The following is a 19,485-nucleotide window of genomic DNA, read 5'->3' as shown; positions in this document are numbered from 1 at the left end:
TTGATGCAGCACTGAAAGCTGCGCTCGGAAGTTAAAGTAATTTGTTAAGAGTAAGATTTTTTCGGTATTACAAAAGCGCTTCTGCTGTTGATTGAAGCAAGGTGGGAAATGGCTATTACCGCATTTGCCGCTGCCGGACTTTAGCGCAGGCCTGCCGATAATAACCAGCCCTGACGCCATTGATTCAAGCAGGGAAAGAAAAAGGTGGAGAGTCGATCTGTAAGCCGGGTTCTGTCTTGAACAGTCATTCGTCTACGATGGCCATCACTGGACATCTTTAGCAACCTACCCGGTCCCAGCGCGGGCCACGCCTTGGGACCCTATTTGGTCTTGCTCCAAGTGGGGTTTACCTAGCCACGAACTGTTGCCAGACGTGCGGTGCGCTCTTACCGCACCTTTTCACCCTTACCGGCGCCGAAGCGCTTAGGCGGTTATTTTCTGTGGCACTTTCCGTAGGCTCACGCCTCCCAGGCATTACCTGGCACTTCGCCCTATGGAGCCCGGACTTTCCTCCCCCCCCTAATTTTCATAGAGGGCAGCGACTGTCCGATCGACTCTCCGCCGCGCAGGTTAACGGCAGAGCGCCCGAAGAACAAGCGCTAATAGCCGTGAAACCTGTCTGCGCGACGGGTTACTCGCCCTTCTGCTGATCGAGTGCGACCTGGTAAAGGACGTTTTTGCGCTCGCCGGTGATTTGCGCGGCCAGCGCGGCAGCGCGCTTGAGCGGCATCTCTTCGAGCAGCAGATTGAGCACGCGCATCGCCTCGCTGCTGACCGCATCTTCAGACTCCGGCGCAGACCAGCCCGCGACCAGCACCACGCATTCGCCACGCTGCTGATTGCTGTCGGACTCGACAAATCCACGCAACTCAGCCAGCGGCAAGCCTTTGAGCGTCTCGAAGGTTTTGGTGATTTCCCGGGCCAGCAACGCCTGACGCTCGCCACCAAACACCGCTTCCATGTCTTGCAGGCATTCGAGAATGCGATGCGGGGCCTCGTAGAAAATCAACGTGCGCGACTCCTCCTTTACTGCTTCCAGGCGCGCCTTGCGCCCTACCGACTTGGCCGGCAGGAAGCCTTCGAAGATGAAGCGGTCGGAGGGCAGACCCGCCGCCGACAACGCCGCGATCAACGCACAGGCGCCCGGCACCGGCACCACATTAATCCCCGCCGCCCGCGCCTGACGCACCAGGTGGTAACCCGGATCGGAAATCAGTGGCGTCCCGGCATCGGAAATCAGCGCGACGTTATCGCCCGCCAGCAAACGGGTAATAAAGCGGCTACCTTCATCACGTTCGTTGTGTTCGTGGCAGGCGGCCAACGGCGTGGCAATGCCGAAGTGCTGCATCAGTCGCGCCGAGTGCCGCGTGTCTTCGGCGGCAATCAGTGCAACCTCGCGGAGGATCTTCAGGGCCCGGGCGCTGATGTCGTCCAGGTTGCCGATGGGCGTCGCCACCACATAAAGCGAGCCAGCAGCGGAATTCAAAGGACCTGGAGCAGTCAAAGCGCACACCTCGTGTTCGGTAAAAGCCGGCATTGTAACGCGTCACGAGGCTTGCGAACCGTATGAGCCGAGCGCGGTTTTGCACGCAGTTGTGCGCCGCCGCAACATTTACTCCAGCTAAATTGATTGATTCACGCCAGTAACATCGCGCCCCGGCCAGTGCTTGGGTACAATTCCACGCTAATTTGATCGAGTATCAGGAACACTTACATGATCGCTTGCCTGCGGCTGTTCACTGCCCTCTGCCTCGCTGCCTTGCTGGCGGCCTGCGCCAGCTCCCCCTCCTCCAGCCTTGGCGAACTTCCACGGACTCCGGATGCCAGCATCGAGCAACTGCTCGAACAGGCGACCCAGGCCAAGACGCCGGAAAAAGCCGCCCTGTTGCGCCTGAGCGCGGCAGACCTGGCTTATCGCCAGGGCAACGCCGGGCAGTCCGCGCAGATCCTGCAACAAGTGCCGATGGAGCAGTTGAAGCCAGGCCAGCAGATCTTCGCCAGCACCCTGTCCGCTGAACTGGCGATGACCCGCAATCAGCCGAAAGCTGCGCTGACCGCTCTGAGCCATCCGAGCCTGCAGCACCTGAGCGAAATGCCGGAAGATCAGCAAGTGCGCACCGGCACCGTGCATGCCCGCGCATTGGAAGCCGACGGTCAGACACTCGCAGCCGCTCGCGAGCGCGTGTTCATCGCGCCGATGCTGCAAGGCGAAGCCGCAAGCAAGAACAACGAAGCCATCTGGACTCTGATTGGCTCGCTGCCGACCGACCAACTGCAACCCAACACTACCGACGACCTCGGCGGCTGGATGAGTCTGGCACTGGCAGTGAAATCCGCCGGCACCCTGGAACAGCAGCAAGCGGCGATCGATACCTGGCGCGCGCAGAATCCAAAGCACCCGGCGGCGATCAACTTGCCGTTGCCACTGACCAAACTCAAGGAACTGGCCAGCCAGCCCCTGAGCAAGATCGCCCTGCTGCTGCCGCAAGACGGTCAGCTGGCAGCGGTCGGTAAAGCACTGCGCGAAGGCTTCATGGCGGCGCACTATCAGGCTCAACAGGCCGGACAAAAACCGCCTGCGATCGAGTTCTACGACAGCTCCAAGCTGACCTCGATGGACGAGTTCTACCGCAAGGCTCAGGCTGATGGCGTGCAACTGGTGGTCGGCCCGCTGGAAAAACCGCTGGTCAAACAACTGAGCACTCGCCCTCAACTGCCGATCACCACCCTCGCGCTGAACTACAGCGAAGGCGATCAAGGCCCCGCGCAACTGTTCCAGTTCGGCCTGGCCGCTGAGGACGAAGCTCGCGAGGTCTCGCGTCGTGCCCGCGCCGACGGCCTGCATCGCGCGGCGATCATGGTGCCGAAAGGCGAATGGGGCGACCGCGTACTGCGCGCTTTCAGCCAGGACTGGCAGGCCAATGGCGGCAGCATTGTTGCCACCGAACGCGTCGATCAGCCGGTGCAACTGGCCCAGCAGATCGCCGACATGTTCCAGCTGCGTCAAAGCGAAGCCCGCGCCAAGAGCCTGCAGAACGCCGCTGGCACCAACGTAGCCGCGCAGCCGTCGCGTCGTCAGGACATCGAGTTCATCTTCCTCGCAGCCACGCCGCAACAGGCGCAGCAGATCAAGCCGACCCTGAACTTCCAGTACGCGGGTGACGTTCCGGTGTACGCAACTTCCCACGTCTACAGCGCCAGTGGCGATGTGAACCAATACAACGACATGAACGGCGTGCGCTTCTGCGAAACCCCATGGTTGCTGGACAACAGCGATCCACTGCGCCAGCAAGTGGTTGCGCAGTGGCCGCAAGCTGCCGGGAGCCTCGGCCGCCTGTACGCGATGGGTGTGGATGCCTACCGCCTGGCACCGCGCCTGGGTCAACTCAAGGCCCTGCCCGACAGCCGCATTGACGGTGAGTCGGGTAGCCTCGGCATGACCCAGACCCAGCGTGTTGTGCGTCAGTTGCCTTGGGCGCAGTTCGTCAGCGGTCAGGTTCAGCGCCTGCCGGACACCCCGCGCTGATGCCCGACGGCTCGCACCTGCAAAGCGGAAAGGATGCCGAGCGCCAGGCGCTCGAGCATCTGCAACACCAGGGTCTGCGCCTGCTGGCGCAGAACTGGTCATGCAAACGGGGCGAGCTTGATCTGGTCATGCTTGATGGCGATACAGTAGTATTCGTCGAAGTCCGCTACAGAAAAAACACTCAATGGGGTGGCGCGCTCGCTAGCATCGATGAGCGCAAACGGCAGAAACTGATTTTCGCCGCACAGTATTTTCTTCAGCGTGAGTCACGCTGGGCCGATTCCCCTTGCCGCTTCGACGTGGTGGCCATCGACAGGCACCCCGATCAGTTGAACTGGTTGCAGAATGCGTTCGATGGTTGATTCTCTGCACACCACCCCGGACACTTTCACCGACAATTTTTGCTCTTTGCTTTGCGGGCTGCACATTCACGTGCCGAACAGCCGCGCCACTTAAGGTCACACAGATGGACATGCAATCCCGAATTCGCCAGCTTTTCCAGGCCAGTATCGACACCAAGCAACAGGCGATGGACGTACTTGCACCGCACATCGAGCAAGCCAGCCAGATCATGGTCAACGCCCTGCTCAACGAAGGCAAAATGCTTTCGTGCGGCAACGGCGGCTCTGCCGGCGACGCCCAGCACTTCTCCTCGGAGCTGCTCAACCGCTTCGAGCGCGAACGCCCGAGCCTGCCGGCCATCGCCCTGACCACCGACAGCTCGACGATCACCTCGATCGCCAACGACTACAGCTACAACGAAGTGTTCTCCAAGCAAATCCGCGCACTGGGTCAACCAGGTGACGTATTGCTGGCGATTTCGACCAGCGGTAACTCGGCAAACATTATTCAGGCGATCCAGGCCGCACATGATCGCGAAATGATTGTCGTAGCATTGACTGGCCGCGACGGCGGCGGCATGGCTTCGCTGCTACTGCCTGAAGACGTCGAGATTCGCGTACCGGCCCATGTCACTGCACGTATTCAGGAAGTCCATCTGCTGGCGATCCATTGCCTCTGCGATCTGATCGACAGCCAACTGTTCGGGAGTGAAGAATGACCCCTAATCGCCTTGGCCTTTTGGCCTTGACCCTGTGCCTCGGCATCAGCGGCTGCACCTCGGTGGTGAACGCCAGCCGTGAAGCGCCGATTGAAGACGACCGCGGCACCCGAACCTTCGGCAGTAAGATCGACGACTCGCTGATCGAAACCAAAGTCGGCGTCAACGTGGCCAAGGCCGACCCTGGCCTGGACAAGGACTCGCATATCGTCGTCACCAGCTTCAACGGCGTGGTGCTGCTCGCCGGCCAGACGCCGCGTGAAGACCTCAAGGCCAAGGCCGAACAGGCCGCCAGCGACGTCCAGCGCGTGAAGAAGGTGCATAACGAACTGCAAGTGATTGCTCCTTCAAGCTTCCTCGCCCGCCAGAACGACGCCTGGCTGACCACCAAGATCAAGACCCAGATGCTGACCGATGCCAGCATTCCCGGCTCGCGCATCAAGGTCGTGACCGAGAACGGCATCGTCTATCTGCTGGGCCTGCTGACCAAGCAGGAAGCCCAACAGGCGACCAATCTGGTGCAGAGCGTTTCCGGTGTGCAGAAAATCGTGAAGCTGTTCGAATACATCGACTGACTGATACCCACGCAATAAAAAAGGCGACCCTCTCGGGTCGCCTTTTTTATTACTTCACCACTTTCAGGCTTGGCCGGCCGCTTGGTCGCGGCGGCTCGCTGCCCGGTGGCGGCAAGTCGTCATCCGGCTCGATGTCGTCTTCGTCATCCATCGGCGACTCGAGATCGAACACCATGCCCTGCCCGTTCTCCCGGGCGTAAATACCCAGGATTGCACTGATCGGCACATACAGACTGTGCGGAACGCCACCGAAGCGACCCTCGAAGGTCACCACGTCGTTGTCCATGTGCAAGTGCCGCACGGCGCTGGGCGAAATGTTCAGGACAATTTGCCCGTCACTGGCGAAGCCCTGTGGCACCTGCACCGCCGGGTATTCGGAATTGACCAGCATGTGCGGGGTGCAATCGTTATCCACAATCCACTCGTAGAGCGCGCGGACCAGATAAGGTCGACTGGAGTTCATAGCGGCTCCTTAAGCCTTAGCGCATATCGCGTTCGACGCCAGACAGACTCGCCTGGAAAGCCTCACGCGCAAACTGGCGCTCCATATAATCAAGCAGCGGCTTGGCCGGCCGCGGCAGTTCAATACCCAGAATCGGCAAACGCCAGAGTATTGGCAATAGGCAGCAATCCACCAGACTTTGTTCCTCACTGAGGAAAAACGGCTTGTCGGCAAACAGCGGCGACACGCCTGTCAGGCTTTCACGCAATTCCTTACGCGCCACGACACGCGCGGCCTCCTTGGACTTGGGATCAAGAATCAGATCCACCAGACCACACCAGTCGCGCTGAATACGGTGAATCAGCAGACGGCTGTTGGCACGCGCCACCGGATAAACCGGCATCAGTGGCGGATGCGGGTAACGCTCATCCAGATATTCCATCACCACGGTCGACTCCCACAACGCCAGGTCGCGATCGACCAGTGTCGGGAGACTGCCGTAAGGGTTCACCTCAATCAGTTTAGGCGGCTGGCGACCAGCTTCCACGTAAATGATTTCGGCGCTGACACCCTTCTCTGCAAGCACGATGCGCACTCGGTGGGAATAGTGGTCGGCGGGGTCGGAGTAACAGGCCAACCGATTGGTCACGCCCATGGCGATCCTCCTCGCTTGTTGAAATTATCGGAACCGGAAAAACGCGCGCGCCCAGAGGGCGCCTCCCGCAATGCCTGGCGAACCAGGTGTTGCGTTATCGGAGGCGCCCTTGGGCGCGCGCGATTAACAGCAATGCTTGAAGCGTATCAGTGCACGTCTTTCCAGTATTCACGCTTGAGCAGATAGGCGAACACAAAGAAGAACGCCAAGTACAGCAAGACGTAAGTACCGATGCGCTGATGTTGCAGCTTAACCGGGTTAGCCGAGTAAGCCAGGAAGGTTACCAGATTCTTGACCTTCTCATCGAACTGCTCTTCGTTCAGAGCACCGGATTTCGGCACGATGGTCAACTGATCGCACGCTTCGTGGGTCAGCGGCGTACCGGTCAGCGGATCGTATTGCTTCTTGCCGTCCTCGACGATCTGCACTTGCTTGCAGCCCACCACCTGACGCCCTTGCAGGCCGACCAGCACGTTAGGCATGCCGACGTTCGGGAAGACCTTGTTGTTCACGCCCCAAGGACGTGCCGGATCTTCGTAGAACGAGCGCAGGTAACCGTAGAGCCAATCGGTGCCACGCACGCGAGCCACCAGGGTCAGGTCCGGCGGTGCAGCACCGAACCAGGTCTTGGCGTCCGCCGGCTGCATGCCGATGTTCATGTGGTCGCCGATCTTGGCGCCGGTGAACACCAGCTTCTCGAGCATCATTTCGTGGGGAATGCCGAGGTCATCGGCCACCCGCTCGTAACGCTGAAACTTGGCACTGTGGCACCCCATGCAATAGTTGGCGAAGGTTCGCGCACCATCTTGCAGAGCAGCCTTGTCGGATACGTCGATGTCGACTTTTTCCAGCTCCGGACCGCCGTGTTCGGCGGCGAAAGACAGCACAGGCAGAGCAGCGAAAATCAGAGCAAAAAATAACTTTTTCATCAGCCAGTCACCCTTTCCGGAACCGGTTTGGTCTTCTCGAGCCTGGTGTAGAACGGCATCAGAATGAAGTAGGCGAAGTACAGGAAGGTGCAGATCTGCGACACCAGCGTGCGCTCCGGCGTCGGAGCCAGTACGCCCAGAATGCCAAGGATCACGAAGGAAATGCAGAACACCACCAGCCAGATTTTGCTCATCCAGCCCTTGTAGCGCATCGATTTGACCGGACTGCGATCCAGCCATGGCAGGACAAAGAGCAAGGCAATCGAGGCGCCCATGGCGATAACGCCCATGAGTTTGTCCGGGATCGCACGCAAGATCGCGTAGAACGGCGTGAAGTACCAGACCGGTGCAATGTGCTCCGGCGTCTTGAACGGGTTAGCTGGCTCGAAGTTAGGTTTTTCGAGGAAGTAGCCACCCATTTCCGGGAAGAAGAACACGATAAAGCAGAAGATGAACAGGAACACCACCACGCCGACGATGTCTTTCACGGTGTAGTACGGGTGGAAGGCGATGCCGTCCAGCGGGATGCCGTTTTCGTCTTTGTGCTTCTTGATGTCGACGCCATCCGGGTTGTTCGAACCCACCTCGTGCAACGCCAGAATGTGCAGCACCACCAGACCGAGGATCACGATCGGCAGGGCCACCACGTGCAAGGCGAAGAAGCGGTTCAGGGTGATCCCCGAGATCAGGTAGTCACCACGAATCCACTGGGTCAGATCGTTACCGATGACCGGGATAGCACCGAACAGCGAGATAATCACCTGGGCCCCCCAGTAGGACATCTGGCCCCACGGCAGCAGATAACCCATGAAGGCCTCGGCCATCAGCGCCAGGTAGATCAGCATGCCGAACACCCAGACCAGTTCACGTGGTTTCTGGTATGAACCGTAGAGCAGGCCACGGAACATGTGCAGATAGACCACGATGAAGAACGCCGAAGCGCCGGTGGAGTGCAGCAAACGCAGGATCGAGCCGTACTCGACGTCGCGCATGATGTATTCGACGGAAGCGAACGCCTCTTCTGCCGACGGCGTGTAGCTCATCGTCAGCCAGACACCGGTGACGATCTGATTGACCAGCACCAGCAGCGCCAGCGAGCCGAAGAAATAGAAGAAGTTGAAGTTTTTTGGCGCGTAATACTTGCTGAGATGGTCTTCCCACATTTTGGTCGCGGGGAAGCGTGCATCAACCCAATCCATGAACTTGCTCATCACGCTTTCTCCGTATCGACGCCAATGACAATCAGGTCATCGGTCTCATAGGAATGCGGGGGAACTGGCAGGTTCAAAGGCGCGGGTTGCGACTTGTAGACGCGGCCAGCCAGATCGTAGTGGGAGCCGTGGCACGGGCAGAAATAGCCACCGACCCAGTCTTTACCCAGATCCGCAGGCGCCACTTCGGGACGGAAGGTTGGCGAGCAACCCAGGTGAGTGCAGATCCCGATCAGCAGCAGAATTTCCGGCTTGATCGAACGCACTTCAGGGTCGACATAGGTAGGTTGCGTGGAGTTTTTGGAAGTCGGATCGGAGAGCTGGCCCTCGATCTTCTTGAGATTCCCCAGGATTTCCGCAGTACGGCGGACAATGAACACCGGCTGGCCGCGCCACTCGGCAATCATCTGCTGTCCTGGCTCGATCTTGCTGACATTCACTTTCACCGGTGCACCGGCGGCTTTCGCCTTGGCACTGGGAAACCATGACCCCACGAACGGGACCGCAGCCCCCACCGCTCCTGCAGCACCCACCACGGATGTGGCTGCTACCAAGAAGCGACGCCGGCCTGCATTCACGCCGTCATTGCTCATTCAGTCCTCTCCCATCAGCTTTGTGGCCTGTTAAATCAGGCATCTACTAAATAAATCAATGTTACTTATAAAAATTTTGCCGAGATGGTAATGAAAAGCCCCAATTCTGACAAGGGAATTACCCGGAGCTCATACCCTCAAGCCTTGCAGTATAGGGGGTCTACGAATGTGGCAAGTTGTCACAGCGCAATTCTTTTGATAAATCGCAGGCATAAAAAAACGCCCGGTTCCGTGAGGAATCGGGCGTTCTTTTTTGAACGTGGAAACGAATTAACGCTTCGAGTACTGCGGACGCTTACGCGCTTTACGCAGACCAACTTTCTTACGTTCAACTTCACGGGCGTCGCGAGTAACGAAGCCAGCTTTGCGCAGAGCGCTACGCAGGGTTTCGTCGTAGTCCATCAGAGCGCGAGTGATGCCGTGGCGGATTGCGCCAGCCTGACCACTTACACCACCACCGATGACAGTGACGTAGATGTCGAACTTCTCGACAGTCTCGGTCAGTTCCAGCGGCTGACGAACTACCATGCGGGCAGTTTCGCGGCCGAAGAACGAGTCCAGGGAGCGGTTGTTGATGGAGATGTTACCAGTACCCGGACGCAGGAAAACGCGTGCGGTTGCGGTCTTGCGACGGCCAGTGCCGTAATTTTGAGTCGCCGACATAATGAACTATTCCGTTAAATCTTCAGTTCTTGGGGCTGCTGAGCAGTATGAGGGTGTGCAGCGCCCGCATAGACTTTCAGCTTACGGTACATGTCACGACCCAGCGGGTTCTTAGGCAGCATGCCTTTAACCGCGGTCTCGATCACGCGCTCAGGGGCTTTGGCGATCAGCTTTTCAAAGTTGATCGACTTGATGCCGCCCGGGAAACCGGAGTGGGAGTAGTACATTTTGTCAGTGGTTTTAGCGCCGGTTACACGGATCTGCTCGGCGTTGATTACGACGATGTAGTCGCCGGTGTCAACGTGAGGAGTGTACTCAGGCTTGTGCTTGCCACGCAGACGGCTCGCGATTTCGGTGGCCAGACGACCCAGGGTCTGACCAGCAGCGTCGACGACAAACCAGTCGCGCTTTACTGTTTCCGGTTTAGCAGTAAAAGTTTTCATTCTTTATAGCCTCAGGGGCCGCCTGTAAATAAGACGGCGGATCTTACTGAATAGTGCGTACTTTGACAAGTCAAAGGCAGCCGGATACAGACGCTTTCGGGGGCTCGGGTCGGCGCGTCCGTTCAACGGCAAGATTCTTCGGCGGCGGCGCATCACTTCCACTGCAGAAAGAGGTCGGCAATTATGCAGATTGCGAAAAAATTTTCAACCTGCTTTTATGATTGTTTTGCCCAAGGAGCACCCGATGGACTATCGCCAGCTAGGCCGTACCGACCTGAACGTGAGTGCAATCTGCCTCGGCACCATGACCTGGGGCGAGCAAAACACTGAAGCTGAAGCCTTCGCCCAGATCGAACGGGCCAAGGAAGCCGGGATCAATTTCATCGACACCGCCGAGATGTACCCGGTGCCGCCGAAAGCCGAAACCTATGCCACCACCGAACGTTACATCGGCAATTACTTCAAGCGTCGCGGCGACCGCGCCGACTGGATCCTTGCCAGCAAGATCGCCGGCCCCGGCAACACCATCGACTACATCCGCGACAAAAACCTGCGCCACAACCGCCAGCACATCACCGCCGCGGTGGATGCCAGCCTCGAGCGCCTGCAGACCGATTACATCGACCTGTATCAATTGCACTGGCCGGAGCGCAGCACCAACTTTTTCGGACAGCTGGGCTACAAGCACAAGATCGAGGCCAACCTGACACCGCTCGAAGACACGCTCGAAGCCCTCGACGAGCAGGTCAAGGCCGGCAAGATCCGCCATATCGGCCTGTCCAACGAGACGCCGTGGGGCACCATGCGCTTCCTCGCTCTGGCCGAAGCCCGTGGCTGGCCGCGTGCGGTGTCGATCCAGAACCCGTACAACCTGCTCAACCGCAGCTTCGAAATCGGTCTGGCGGAAATCGCCATCCGCGAACAGTGCGGCCTGCTCGCCTATTCGCCGCTTGCGTTCGGTTTCCTGTCGGGCAAGTACGAGGGTGGCGCGCGCCCACCGAAAGGCCGCCTGAGCCTCTACAGCCGCTTCAGCCGGTATTTCAATCCGCAATCGGAAGCTGCCTGCAGCCGTTACGTGGCCCTGGCTCGTGAGCACGGTCTGGACCCGGCGCAAATGGCGCTGGCGTTCGTCACCCAGCAACCGTTCGTCACCAGCAACATCATTGGTGCGACGACGCTTGCGCAACTGGACAGCAACATTGCCAGTTTTGATCTGAAACTTTCCGATGAAGTGCTGGCAGGGATCGAGGCGATTCACAAGGATCATCCGAATCCGGCACCTTGATCGACCGCTAAAAGCTTCGCGAGCAAGCCCGCTCCCACAGGTACAGCGTGATCCTTGTGGGAGCGAGCTTGCTCGCGAAGGGGCCAGTCAACTCACTGCAAATTTCAAAGCGACCGCGCAATGATCTCCTTCATGATTTCATTGGTGCCGGCATAGATGCGCTGCACGCGCGCATCCGCCCACGCCCGGGCCACCGGGTATTCCCACATGAAGCCGTAGCCGCCATGCAACTGCACGCACTCGTCGAGCACCTTGCATTGCAGGTCGGTGCCCCAGTATTTGGCCATCGCTGCTGTCGGAACATCGAGCTTGCCTTGCAGGTGCAGTTCCAGGCACTTGTCGACAAATACCCGGCCGATCTGAATCTCGGTAGCCATCTCCGCCAGTTTGAAGCGCGTGTTCTGGAAGTCGGCGATCGCCTTGCCAAACGCCTTGCGATCACGGGTGTAATCCAGCGTCCATTTCAGCGCGGCTTCGGCTGAGGCCAGACCGCCGATCGCTACCGTCAGCCGCTCCTGTGGCAATTCCTGCATCAAATAAGCGAACCCTGCCCCGGCCTGCCCCAACAGGTTTTCTTTCGGCACGCGTACGTCCTGGAAGAACAATTCCGACGTGTCCTGAGCCTTCATTCCGACCTTCTCCAGGCGTTTGCCCTTCTCGAAGCCCGGCGTATTCGCCTCAACTACAAACAGGCTGGTGCCCTTGGCGCCGGCCTTCGGATCGGTCTTGGCGACGACGATCACCAAGTCAGCGAGGAAACCGTTGGTGATGAAGGTCTTGGAGCCGTTGATCACGTACTCGTCGCCGTCCAGCACGGCGGTGGTCTTGACCCCTTGCAGGTCGGAGCCGGCGCCCGGCTCGGTCATCGCGATGGCACTGACCATCTCGCCAGAGACCAGTTTCGGCAGGTATTTTTGCTTCAGCGCTTCGCTGCCGTAATGCAGGATGTAAGGCGCGACGATGTCCGAATGCAGCGAGAAACCGATACCGGTCAGACCGAGACGACCGACCTCCTCAATCACCACCGCGCTGTACAGAAAGTCCGCGCCCAGGCCGCCATATTCTTCCGGCAGGTGCGAGCAGAGCATCCCCGCCTCCCCTGCCTTGTTCCACAGCTTGCGGTCGATGTGGCCTTGTTTCTCCCATTGCGCATGGAACGGCACAGCCTCTTTTTCGAGGAAGGTTCGTACGCTGTCGCGGAACAATTCGTGCTCGGAGCTGAACAAGGTTCTGGAGATCATGCGGCACCTTTCATTCTTGTTGGAGGGATATGACCTTCAGAGACTAAGCCTCACCTCCGACACAGGACACTGGACACATCCGACAAAAAATAAGACGATCCAGCCGTCTGGTGACCACTTTCCCTTATAAAAACAAAACAAAAGTTGAATTATGTCCAAGCAAGTCTCTACGCCCTTGCGGCGCGTCAGCATCCTGGCAATCGACCGGGTTTTCGCATCCACTCTCATGCAGGCCAAGGACTTCTTCCATCTGGCCAGTCTGCGTTACGGCAAACAACTGGGCCACGGCCTGACACCGGCGTTCGAAACCCGCCTGGTCAGCCCCGACGGCAAACCGGTGAACAGCTTCAGTGACGTGATGATGCCGGTGGACGGCGGCCTGGAAAACGCCGACGTCATCATCCTCCCGGCGTTCTGGGACGACTTCGAAACGCTTTGCGGTCGTTACCCGCAGATCCTGCCGTGGCTGCGCGAGCAGCATGCCCGCGGCGCCGTCCTCTGCGGCGAAGCCACCGGAGTGTTTTGGCTGGCCGAGGCCGGACTGCTCAACGGCAAGGAAGCGACCACCTACTGGCGTTTCTTCAATGCCTTCGCCGAACGCTTCCCCAAGGTGTACCTCAATCAGGACAAGCACCTGACCGACGCCGACAATTTGTATTGCGCCGGCGGCACCACTTCAGCCTGCGACCTCTATATCTACCTGATCGAACGCTTCTGCGGCGCCAACGTGGCACAGGCCGTGGCCCGCGACATTCTGTATGAAGTGCAACGCAGCTATTCGCCGGGACGTATCGGTTTCGGCGGGCAGAAGCTGCATCAGGACGTGATCATCCTGCAGATCCAGCACTGGCTCGAAGAGCATTTCGCCGACAAGTTCCGCTTTGAAGACGTGGCCCGCGAGCACGGCATGAGCATCCGTAACTTCATGCGCCGCTTCCAGACCGCCACCGGCGACAAGCCGCTGCACTACCTGCAACGCCTGCGCATCGAGACCGCCAAGGGTCTGTTGTCGGGCAGCCGCAAGAGCATCAAGACCATCAGTTATGAGGTCGGCTACGATGATGCGAGCTTCTTTGCTCGGCTGTTCCGCCAGCACACCGAGCTGTCGCCGAACCAGTATCGGCAGCAGTTTCAACAGGCCGCGTAACTCGCTGCCCACGCACAAAACCCCTGTGGGAGCGGGCTTGCTCGCGAAAGCGTACTTTCAGTCGGCATCTATTTAGCTGACACACCGCATTCGCGAGCAAGCCCGCTCCCACAGGGGTACCGCGTCGTACAAAAAAGGGCCTGCAAATGCAGGCCCTTTTTTTTGCATGCCGAATCTGTTTAAGGCTTGTGCGCCCGCGACAGAAACTCGTGCGATTGCATTTCAAGCAGACGGCTCAGCGTACGCTGGAACTCGAAGTTCAGGCGCCCGCCGGTGTACAGGTCTTTCAACTCGACTTCGGCAGAAATGATCAGCTTGACGTTACGGTCGTAGAACTCGTCGACCATGTTGATGAAGCGCCGGGCGATGTCGTCGGTGGTGACGCTCATTTGCTCGACGCCGCTGAGCAGCACCGCGTGGAAGATCTTGCCCAGTTCGATGTAGTCGTTCTGGCTACGCGGGCCGTCGCACAGTTCGCGGAAGTCGAACCAGGCCACGTCGTCGCAGGTGCGCAGCGTACGGATTTCGCGGTTCTCGATGATCAGCACATCGTTTTCCACCGCCGCCGTGCATTCCGGTGTCAGTGCCTTGAAGCTCTTGCGCAGGCTTTCATGCGCGGCTTCGTCCAGCGGATAGTGGAACAGCTCCGCTTGTTCGAGGTGGCGCAGACGATAGTCGACACCGCTGTCGACGTTGACGATTTCGGTGTTCTGCTTGATCAGCGCGATGGCCGGCAGGAAGCGTGCGCGTTGCAGGCCGTCCTTGTACAGGCCGTCCGGAACGATGTTAGAGGTCGCAACCAGGGTCACGCCGTTCTTGAACAGCTCTTCCATCAGCGTGCCGAGGATCATCGCGTCAGTGATGTCCGAGACGAAGAATTCATCGAAGCAGATCACTCGCGACTCGGTCGCAAAGCGCTTGGCGATGATGGTCAGCGGGTTTTTCTCGCCGCCGAGGGTTTTCATCTCTTCGTGCACACGCTTCATGAAGCGGTGGAAGTGGGTGCGGGTCTTTTCCTTGAACGGCAGCGCTTCGAAGAAGGTGTCGACCAGGTAAGTCTTGCCGCGACCCACGCCGCCCCAGAAGTACAGGCCCTTGACCGGCGTCTGATCCTTCTTGCCAAACAGCTTGCCCAGCAAACCCGGCTTGTTCTGCTCGGCCGCGATCAGATCGTCGTACAGGCGCTGCAGATGACGCACGGCCGTTTCCTGCGCGGCATCATGGAAGAAGTCCGGGCGTTTCAGATCAGCTTGATATCGTTCTAGGGGCGTCATAATTCGTTAGCAAGGCAACAAAAACGGGCCGTCACTGTAGCGACGGCCCGTAGGAATGGCAATCAGCCCTTGGTCGGGCCGCGCCGCGGATTAGTCCTGAACCGGGGTCAGTGCTACGCGCAAAGCTTCGATGGCCGCGTCTCGCGCAGCAGCATCGGCGAACGCCGGGCTGTCGCCAACGCAATCACCTTCCAGCCACACGCTGAAGCTCAGGTCTTGATTGCGGATGTCCAGCGCCTGACCGGCTTGCAGTTGTTTGGTCACCTGGCCGGCGGTTTTGCCGTCGGCAAAGTTGCGCGACAGCAGCAGTTGCTCGCCATCGGCCGCCAGCAAACGGAAGCGGAAGCTGCCGTCGTCTTCACGGAAGCTGACGAAACGTGCAGCTTTCACGGCTTTCTTTTTGGTGGTCGCCGCCACTTGCACCTGATTGACGAACGAACGCAGGCCAACCGCTTCCCGCAGTTCGTTGAGGAACGGCGTCGCCACCGCACGAGCCTTTTTCGCGCCGTGTTGCAGGATGTCTTCCAGATCCGCCGGGCGCTCGATCAGTTGGTGATAGCGCTCGCGGGACTCTCCCAGTTCATTGTCGAGCAACTGGAACAGACGATTCTTCGCCTCGCCCCAGCCCAGACCGCCGAGCAGTTCGCTGCGGAATTCGTCAGCCTGCGCTGGTGTGGCGAACGCCTGAAACAGAGTGAACAGGTGCGAGTTGTCCGGATCTTTGGCTTCGCCCGGCGCTTTGGAGTCGGTGACGATCCGCGAGATCGCGTCCTTCATCTCTTTGGCGCTGGAGAACAGCGGGATGGTGTTGTCGTAGCTCTTGGACATCTTGCGCCCGTCGAGGCCGGGCAAGGTCGCCACGCTCTCCTCGATCAGCGCTTCAGGCATGGTGAAGAACTCTTTGCCCTGGCCGAACAGGTGATTGAAGCGCTGACCGATGTCACGGGCCATTTCCACGTGCTGGATCTGGTCGCGACCGACCGGCACCTTGTGCGCGTTGAACATCAGAATGTCCGCTGCCATCAGCACCGGGTAGCTGTAGAGGCCCATGGTGATCCCGGCATCCGGGTCTTCGCCGCTCTCGACATTCTTGTCCACCGAGGCCTTGTAAGCGTGCGCCCGGTTGAGCAGGCCCTTGGCGGCGACGCAGGTCAGCAGCCAGGTCAGTTCAGGGATTTCCGGGATGTCGGACTGGCGATAGAAAGTCACGCGATCGACATCGAGGCCACCGGCCAGCCAGGTCGCGGCGATTTCCAGACGCGAGCGCTGAATGCGCAGCGGGTCATCGCATTTGATCAAGGCGTGGTAGTCGGCCAGGAAGTAGAACGAATCGGCATTGCTGTCGCGGCTGGCGAGGATCGCCGGGCGGATGGCACCGGCGTAGTTGCCCAGGTGCGGCGTGCCGGTGGTGGTGATGCCGGTGAGGATACGGGTACGGTTCGTCATGGGTAATCGCTTGTCAGACTGCAATCAATTCGAGAGACGCGGCAGGATCAGATCCTTGAGATCGGTCAGCTTGCCATGAAAAAAGTGTCCGCATTCTGCCACTTTCAGCAGCTCATGGGGGCGCTGGAGTTTTTCCGACCAGTCATAGACCAGCTGCGGATCGATCACTTCGTCGGTTTCCGGCTGGATCACGGTCAGCTCGCCGTGCTGTGGCAGTTGATCCTGATCGCCCAGACGCATCACCGCCGGCGCGACCATGAACAACTGCTTGAGCTGCACGCCCTGCGCTTCAAGACGACCGCCGAGACTTGCTGCAACAAATCCGCCGAAGGAGAAACCGAACAGGGTCAGCGGCAAATCCGGGTGTTTTTCCCGTAGCCATGCTGCGGCAGCCTGAGCATCATCGACTTCACCGCTGCCCATGTCGTGGGAGCCTTCGCTGGCACCGACGCCGCGATAGTTGAAGCGCAAGGTAATCAAACCTGCGTCGCGCGCGGTGCGCTGCAGGGTCGAGACGACCTTGTTGAGCATGGTGCCGCCCTGCACCGGGTTCGGATGGCAGATCAGCGCGATGCCGATTGGCTGCTCGTTATCGAGGTACAGCGCTTCGATTTGGCCGACTGGGCCGGCAATGACTACAGGGGTTTCACGCATCAGCAAGGAAGGAACTCCGTGACCTCGAATCGGGTCGACTCGTCTAGCAAATTGTCTGTGCCAATCTATTGCGAGTGAATCGCGGTATACAGCGCAGGTTCGAGCCGTTAACGTAAAGCAAAGCCGTTTATAGAGGAAGGACTCGTGGAACACTCGCTCTTAGTTTGGTTGTTACCGACTCTTGCCCTGGTTGTGGGTGTCGCCATTGGATTCCTGATCGCTCGCGTCGCACCGAATGCCGCGCCGAGCCGCACGCAGCGTCAACTGGATGATATCCAGGAGCGTTTCGACAGCTATCAAAACGAGGTGGTCACCCACTTCAACAGCACCGCGATGCTGGTCAAGAAGCTGACCCAGAGCTATCAGGAAGTGCAGGATCATCTCGCCGAGGGTGCCAACCGCCTGGCCCTGGACGAGCAGACCCGTCAACGCCTGATCGCCGCTTTGCACGCCGATGCCGCGCAGGCACCGCGCGAACGCCTGACGCCGCCGCGCGATCAGGAGCCACCACGCGACTACGCGCCGAAAGCCCCGAACTCGCCGGGCATGCTCGATGAGCATTACGGCTTGAAGAAGTAATCGGGTTTCGCGCCCAACAAAAAGCCCCCGGACAATTCGGTTGTCCGGGGGCTTTTTTTGTATCTGATGATTGCGGGTGCTTGGTCCGGCCCCTTCGCGAGCAAGCCCGCTCCCACAGGGTTTGGTGTTGTTCACAAAATCTGTGTTCACCACATAACCCTGTGGGAGCGAGCTTGCTCGCGAAAGGGCCAGCACGGGCAACCCAAAAAAATACCCGGTCACAAGACCGGGCATTTCTTCACTCAAGCATTCACTTACGGATACTGTTGAACCGTCCCCGGCTGTTGCTGCTGACCACCATACTGCTGACCCGGGATCGCCTTCAGGTTGACCTCGACGCGGCGGTTCTGCGCGCGGCCATTGACGTCACCGTTGCTGGCAATCGGGTTATCCGGGCCGGCGCCACGGGCCGACAGGTTGGCACCGCTGACACCCTGCGAGGTCAGGTAGGTGGCCACGCTCTGCGCACGACGCTGAGACAGGTCCATGTTGTGCTGGCGGCTGCCGGTGCTGTCGGTGTAGCCGACGATTTCGATCTGGTTCTGGTTGAACTCTTTCAGCGAGTTCGCCAGGTTGTTCAGCGGCTGATAGAAACTTGAAGCGATATTCGCCGAATCGGTGGCGAAGGTGATATTGCCCGGCATGATCAGCTTGATCTGATCGCCCTGACGCTGCACTTCAACCCCGGTGTTGGCCATGCTGGCGCGCAGCTTTTTCTCTTGCTGGTCGGCGTAGTAACCGTAACCGGCCGCCGAGGCACCCACCACCGCCGCGCCGATCAAGGCACCCTTGCCACGGTTGTTGTGATCGATGGCGGCACCCGCCAGGGCGCCAGCCAGCGCACCGAGACCGCCGTACTTGGCGGTTTTGCTCATGCCTTGCGAGCCACCGTCGGCCTGCCCCTGATTGTCATACGGGTTGGGAGAGGCGCAGCCGGCCAACATGGCCACAGCGGTAGCAACAATAATCAAACGAGGCGTGGTGAACATGAAGAGCTCCTGGTTTTTTCGCATTCTGTGTGGCAGCGGCCCTAGGCAATAGACCTGTGCGGGCGTTGGATCATGACAATGCCGAAAAATTCCGCCGCACACTCATGACAAAATATTTAGGCGCGCACGAACGGGTTTTCGCGCATTTCATCCCCCAGACGCGTATCCGGACCATGCCCGGCAACCACGATTGCGTCTTCGTCGAGGGTGTACAGCCGCTGCTTGATCGATCGCACGATGGTCGCCTGATCGCCGCCCCACAAATCCGTGCGCCCTACGCCGCGACGAAACAGCGTGTCGCCGGCAATCAACAGCTTAGCCTCGGAAAACCAAAAGCTCATGGAACCGGGTGTATGTCCCGGCGTATGCAGCGCCACGCCGCAGCCACAGGCCAGCTCTTCATCGTCGCTCAACCAGCGATCCGGCGACGGCACCGGCGTGTAGGGCACACCGAACATCTGGCATTGCATTTCAAGGTTGTCCCACAGGAACTGGTCTTCCTTGTGCAGATGCAGGGTCGCGCCAGTCTTTTCCTTCATCTGCCCGGAAGCGAGGAAATGATCGAGATGCGCGTGGGTGTGGATGATACTGACCACTTTCAGACCGTGAGCATCGAGGCGCGCCATGATCAGGTCAGGATTGCCGCCCGGATCGACGACGATGGCTTTTTTGCTGATCGGGTCGCCGATGATCGTGCAGTTGCACTGGAGCGGGCCGACGGGGAAGGTTTCGCGAATGAGGTCATTTATAGCCAAAGGGAAAGCTTCCTGAAA

The 19,485-nt window shown here is 59.1% G+C and carries 21 protein-coding genes and 1 other RNA gene; 7 read left to right on the top strand and 15 right to left on the bottom strand.

The window, feature by feature from the left end; genetic code table 11:
* Positions 1-204: 204 nt before the first annotated feature.
* An RNA gene (gene rnpB, locus CKW11_RS06085) (RNase P RNA component class A) lies at positions 205-558 on the bottom strand.
* Between the two features lie 73 nt (positions 559-631).
* Positions 632-1,537, bottom strand: coding sequence for a 16S rRNA (cytidine(1402)-2'-O)-methyltransferase (rsmI, locus tag CKW11_RS06080; RefSeq protein ID WP_095136853.1), 906 nt, complete (start codon positions 1,535-1,537; stop codon positions 632-634).
* Between the two features lie 177 nt (positions 1,538-1,714).
* On the opposite strand from rsmI, the gene CKW11_RS06075 reads away from it, so the two are divergent.
* The 4 genes from CKW11_RS06075 (at position 1,715) to CKW11_RS06060 (ending at position 5,161) form a co-directional block, all read left to right on the top strand.
* Positions 1,715-3,526, top strand: a complete 1,812-nt coding sequence (locus CKW11_RS06075; protein WP_095136852.1) for a penicillin-binding protein activator — start codon at positions 1,715-1,717, stop codon at positions 3,524-3,526.
* Positions 3,526-3,888, top strand: a complete 363-nt coding sequence (locus CKW11_RS06070) for a YraN family protein (protein ID WP_007961623.1) — start codon at positions 3,526-3,528, stop codon at positions 3,886-3,888. Before CKW11_RS06075 ends, CKW11_RS06070 begins: the two co-directional genes overlap by 1 nt.
* Positions 3,889-3,992: 104 nt before the next feature.
* Positions 3,993-4,586 (top strand): phosphoheptose isomerase, encoded by a 594-nt coding sequence (locus tag CKW11_RS06065; protein WP_007961622.1) that lies wholly within the window; start codon positions 3,993-3,995, stop codon positions 4,584-4,586.
* Complete coding sequence (locus CKW11_RS06060) at positions 4,583-5,161, top strand: BON domain-containing protein (protein ID WP_095136851.1); 579 nt, start codon at positions 4,583-4,585, stop codon at positions 5,159-5,161. The genes CKW11_RS06065 and CKW11_RS06060 overlap by 4 nt, the downstream gene beginning before the upstream one ends.
* Positions 5,162-5,210: 49 nt before the next feature.
* Here CKW11_RS06060 and CKW11_RS06055 read toward each other — a convergent pair whose 3' ends face one another.
* The 7 genes from CKW11_RS06055 to rplM all read right to left on the bottom strand — a co-directional run bounded on the left by CKW11_RS06055 (position 5,211) and on the right by rplM (position 10,097).
* Complete coding sequence (locus CKW11_RS06055) at positions 5,211-5,624, bottom strand: ClpXP protease specificity-enhancing factor (RefSeq protein WP_027612189.1); 414 nt, start codon at positions 5,622-5,624, stop codon at positions 5,211-5,213.
* 16 nt (positions 5,625-5,640) lie between these two features.
* A complete protein-coding gene (locus tag CKW11_RS06050; protein WP_007961620.1) occupies positions 5,641-6,258 on the bottom strand; it encodes a glutathione S-transferase N-terminal domain-containing protein in 618 nt (205 codons plus the stop codon).
* A 146-nt stretch (positions 6,259-6,404) separates the two neighbouring features.
* The gene (locus CKW11_RS06045; protein WP_007917027.1) at positions 6,405-7,187 is read right to left on the bottom strand and encodes a cytochrome c1; all 783 of its coding nucleotides are present in this window, start codon (positions 7,185-7,187) and stop codon (positions 6,405-6,407) included.
* The gene (locus CKW11_RS06040) at positions 7,187-8,398 is read right to left on the bottom strand and encodes a cytochrome bc complex cytochrome b subunit (protein ID WP_095136850.1); all 1,212 of its coding nucleotides are present in this window, start codon (positions 8,396-8,398) and stop codon (positions 7,187-7,189) included. Before CKW11_RS06040 ends, CKW11_RS06045 begins: the two co-directional genes overlap by 1 nt.
* Entirely contained in the window at positions 8,398-8,991 is a 594-nt protein-coding gene (gene petA, locus CKW11_RS06035; RefSeq protein WP_003228055.1) for a ubiquinol-cytochrome c reductase iron-sulfur subunit, read from the bottom strand. The genes CKW11_RS06040 and petA overlap by 1 nt, the downstream gene beginning before the upstream one ends.
* Before the next feature lie 270 nt (positions 8,992-9,261).
* Positions 9,262-9,654 (bottom strand): 30S ribosomal protein S9, encoded by a 393-nt coding sequence (rpsI, locus tag CKW11_RS06030; protein WP_007961615.1) that lies wholly within the window; start codon positions 9,652-9,654, stop codon positions 9,262-9,264.
* A 14-nt stretch (positions 9,655-9,668) separates the two neighbouring features.
* Complete coding sequence (gene rplM, locus CKW11_RS06025; RefSeq protein ID WP_003228062.1) at positions 9,669-10,097, bottom strand: 50S ribosomal protein L13; 429 nt, start codon at positions 10,095-10,097, stop codon at positions 9,669-9,671.
* 244 nt (positions 10,098-10,341) lie between these two features.
* On the opposite strand from rplM, the gene CKW11_RS06020 reads away from it, so the two are divergent.
* A complete protein-coding gene (locus tag CKW11_RS06020; RefSeq protein ID WP_095136849.1) occupies positions 10,342-11,382 on the top strand; it encodes an NADP(H)-dependent aldo-keto reductase in 1,041 nt (346 codons plus the stop codon).
* A 104-nt stretch (positions 11,383-11,486) separates the two neighbouring features.
* Here CKW11_RS06020 and CKW11_RS06015 read toward each other — a convergent pair whose 3' ends face one another.
* Positions 11,487-12,623, bottom strand: coding sequence for an acyl-CoA dehydrogenase family protein (locus CKW11_RS06015; RefSeq protein WP_095136848.1), 1,137 nt, complete (start codon positions 12,621-12,623; stop codon positions 11,487-11,489).
* Between the two features lie 250 nt (positions 12,624-12,873).
* On the opposite strand from CKW11_RS06015, the gene CKW11_RS06010 reads away from it, so the two are divergent.
* Positions 12,874-13,770, top strand: coding sequence for a GlxA family transcriptional regulator (locus CKW11_RS06010; protein WP_171061848.1), 897 nt, complete (start codon positions 12,874-12,876; stop codon positions 13,768-13,770).
* 179 nt (positions 13,771-13,949) lie between these two features.
* On the opposite strand, the gene zapE is transcribed toward CKW11_RS06010, so the two are convergent.
* The 3 genes from zapE to CKW11_RS05995 all read right to left on the bottom strand — a co-directional run bounded on the left by zapE (position 13,950) and on the right by CKW11_RS05995 (position 17,144).
* Positions 13,950-15,044 (bottom strand): cell division protein ZapE, encoded by a 1,095-nt coding sequence (gene zapE / locus CKW11_RS06005; protein ID WP_095136847.1) that lies wholly within the window; start codon positions 15,042-15,044, stop codon positions 13,950-13,952.
* A gap of 90 nt (positions 15,045-15,134) precedes the next feature.
* The gene (locus CKW11_RS06000) at positions 15,135-16,490 is read right to left on the bottom strand and encodes a tryptophan--tRNA ligase (RefSeq protein ID WP_095136846.1); all 1,356 of its coding nucleotides are present in this window, start codon (positions 16,488-16,490) and stop codon (positions 15,135-15,137) included.
* Between the two features lie 24 nt (positions 16,491-16,514).
* Positions 16,515-17,144: an alpha/beta hydrolase gene (locus CKW11_RS05995; protein ID WP_095137380.1), complete on the bottom strand. Its 630-nt coding sequence runs from the start codon at positions 17,142-17,144 to the stop codon at positions 16,515-16,517.
* 144 nt (positions 17,145-17,288) lie between these two features.
* Between CKW11_RS05995 and CKW11_RS05990 the strand changes: the two genes are divergently transcribed.
* On the top strand, positions 17,289-17,723 hold the full coding sequence (locus CKW11_RS05990) for a YhcB family protein (RefSeq protein ID WP_007961596.1): 435 nt from the start codon (positions 17,289-17,291) through the stop codon (positions 17,721-17,723).
* 254 nt (positions 17,724-17,977) lie between these two features.
* On the opposite strand, the gene CKW11_RS05985 is transcribed toward CKW11_RS05990, so the two are convergent.
* Entirely contained in the window at positions 17,978-18,712 is a 735-nt protein-coding gene (locus tag CKW11_RS05985) for an OmpA family protein (RefSeq protein ID WP_095136845.1), read from the bottom strand.
* Positions 18,713-18,828: 116 nt separating this feature from the next.
* Complete coding sequence (locus tag CKW11_RS05980; RefSeq protein WP_095136844.1) at positions 18,829-19,467, bottom strand: MBL fold metallo-hydrolase; 639 nt, start codon at positions 19,465-19,467, stop codon at positions 18,829-18,831.
* Between the last annotated feature and the right edge of the window lie 18 nt (positions 19,468-19,485).

The organism is Pseudomonas sp. Irchel s3a10 (genome assembly GCF_900187525.1).
GTDB classification, from domain to species: domain Bacteria; phylum Pseudomonadota; class Gammaproteobacteria; order Pseudomonadales; family Pseudomonadaceae; genus Aquipseudomonas; species Aquipseudomonas koreensis_G.
This window is presented reverse-complemented; position numbering and strand designations above follow the sequence as displayed.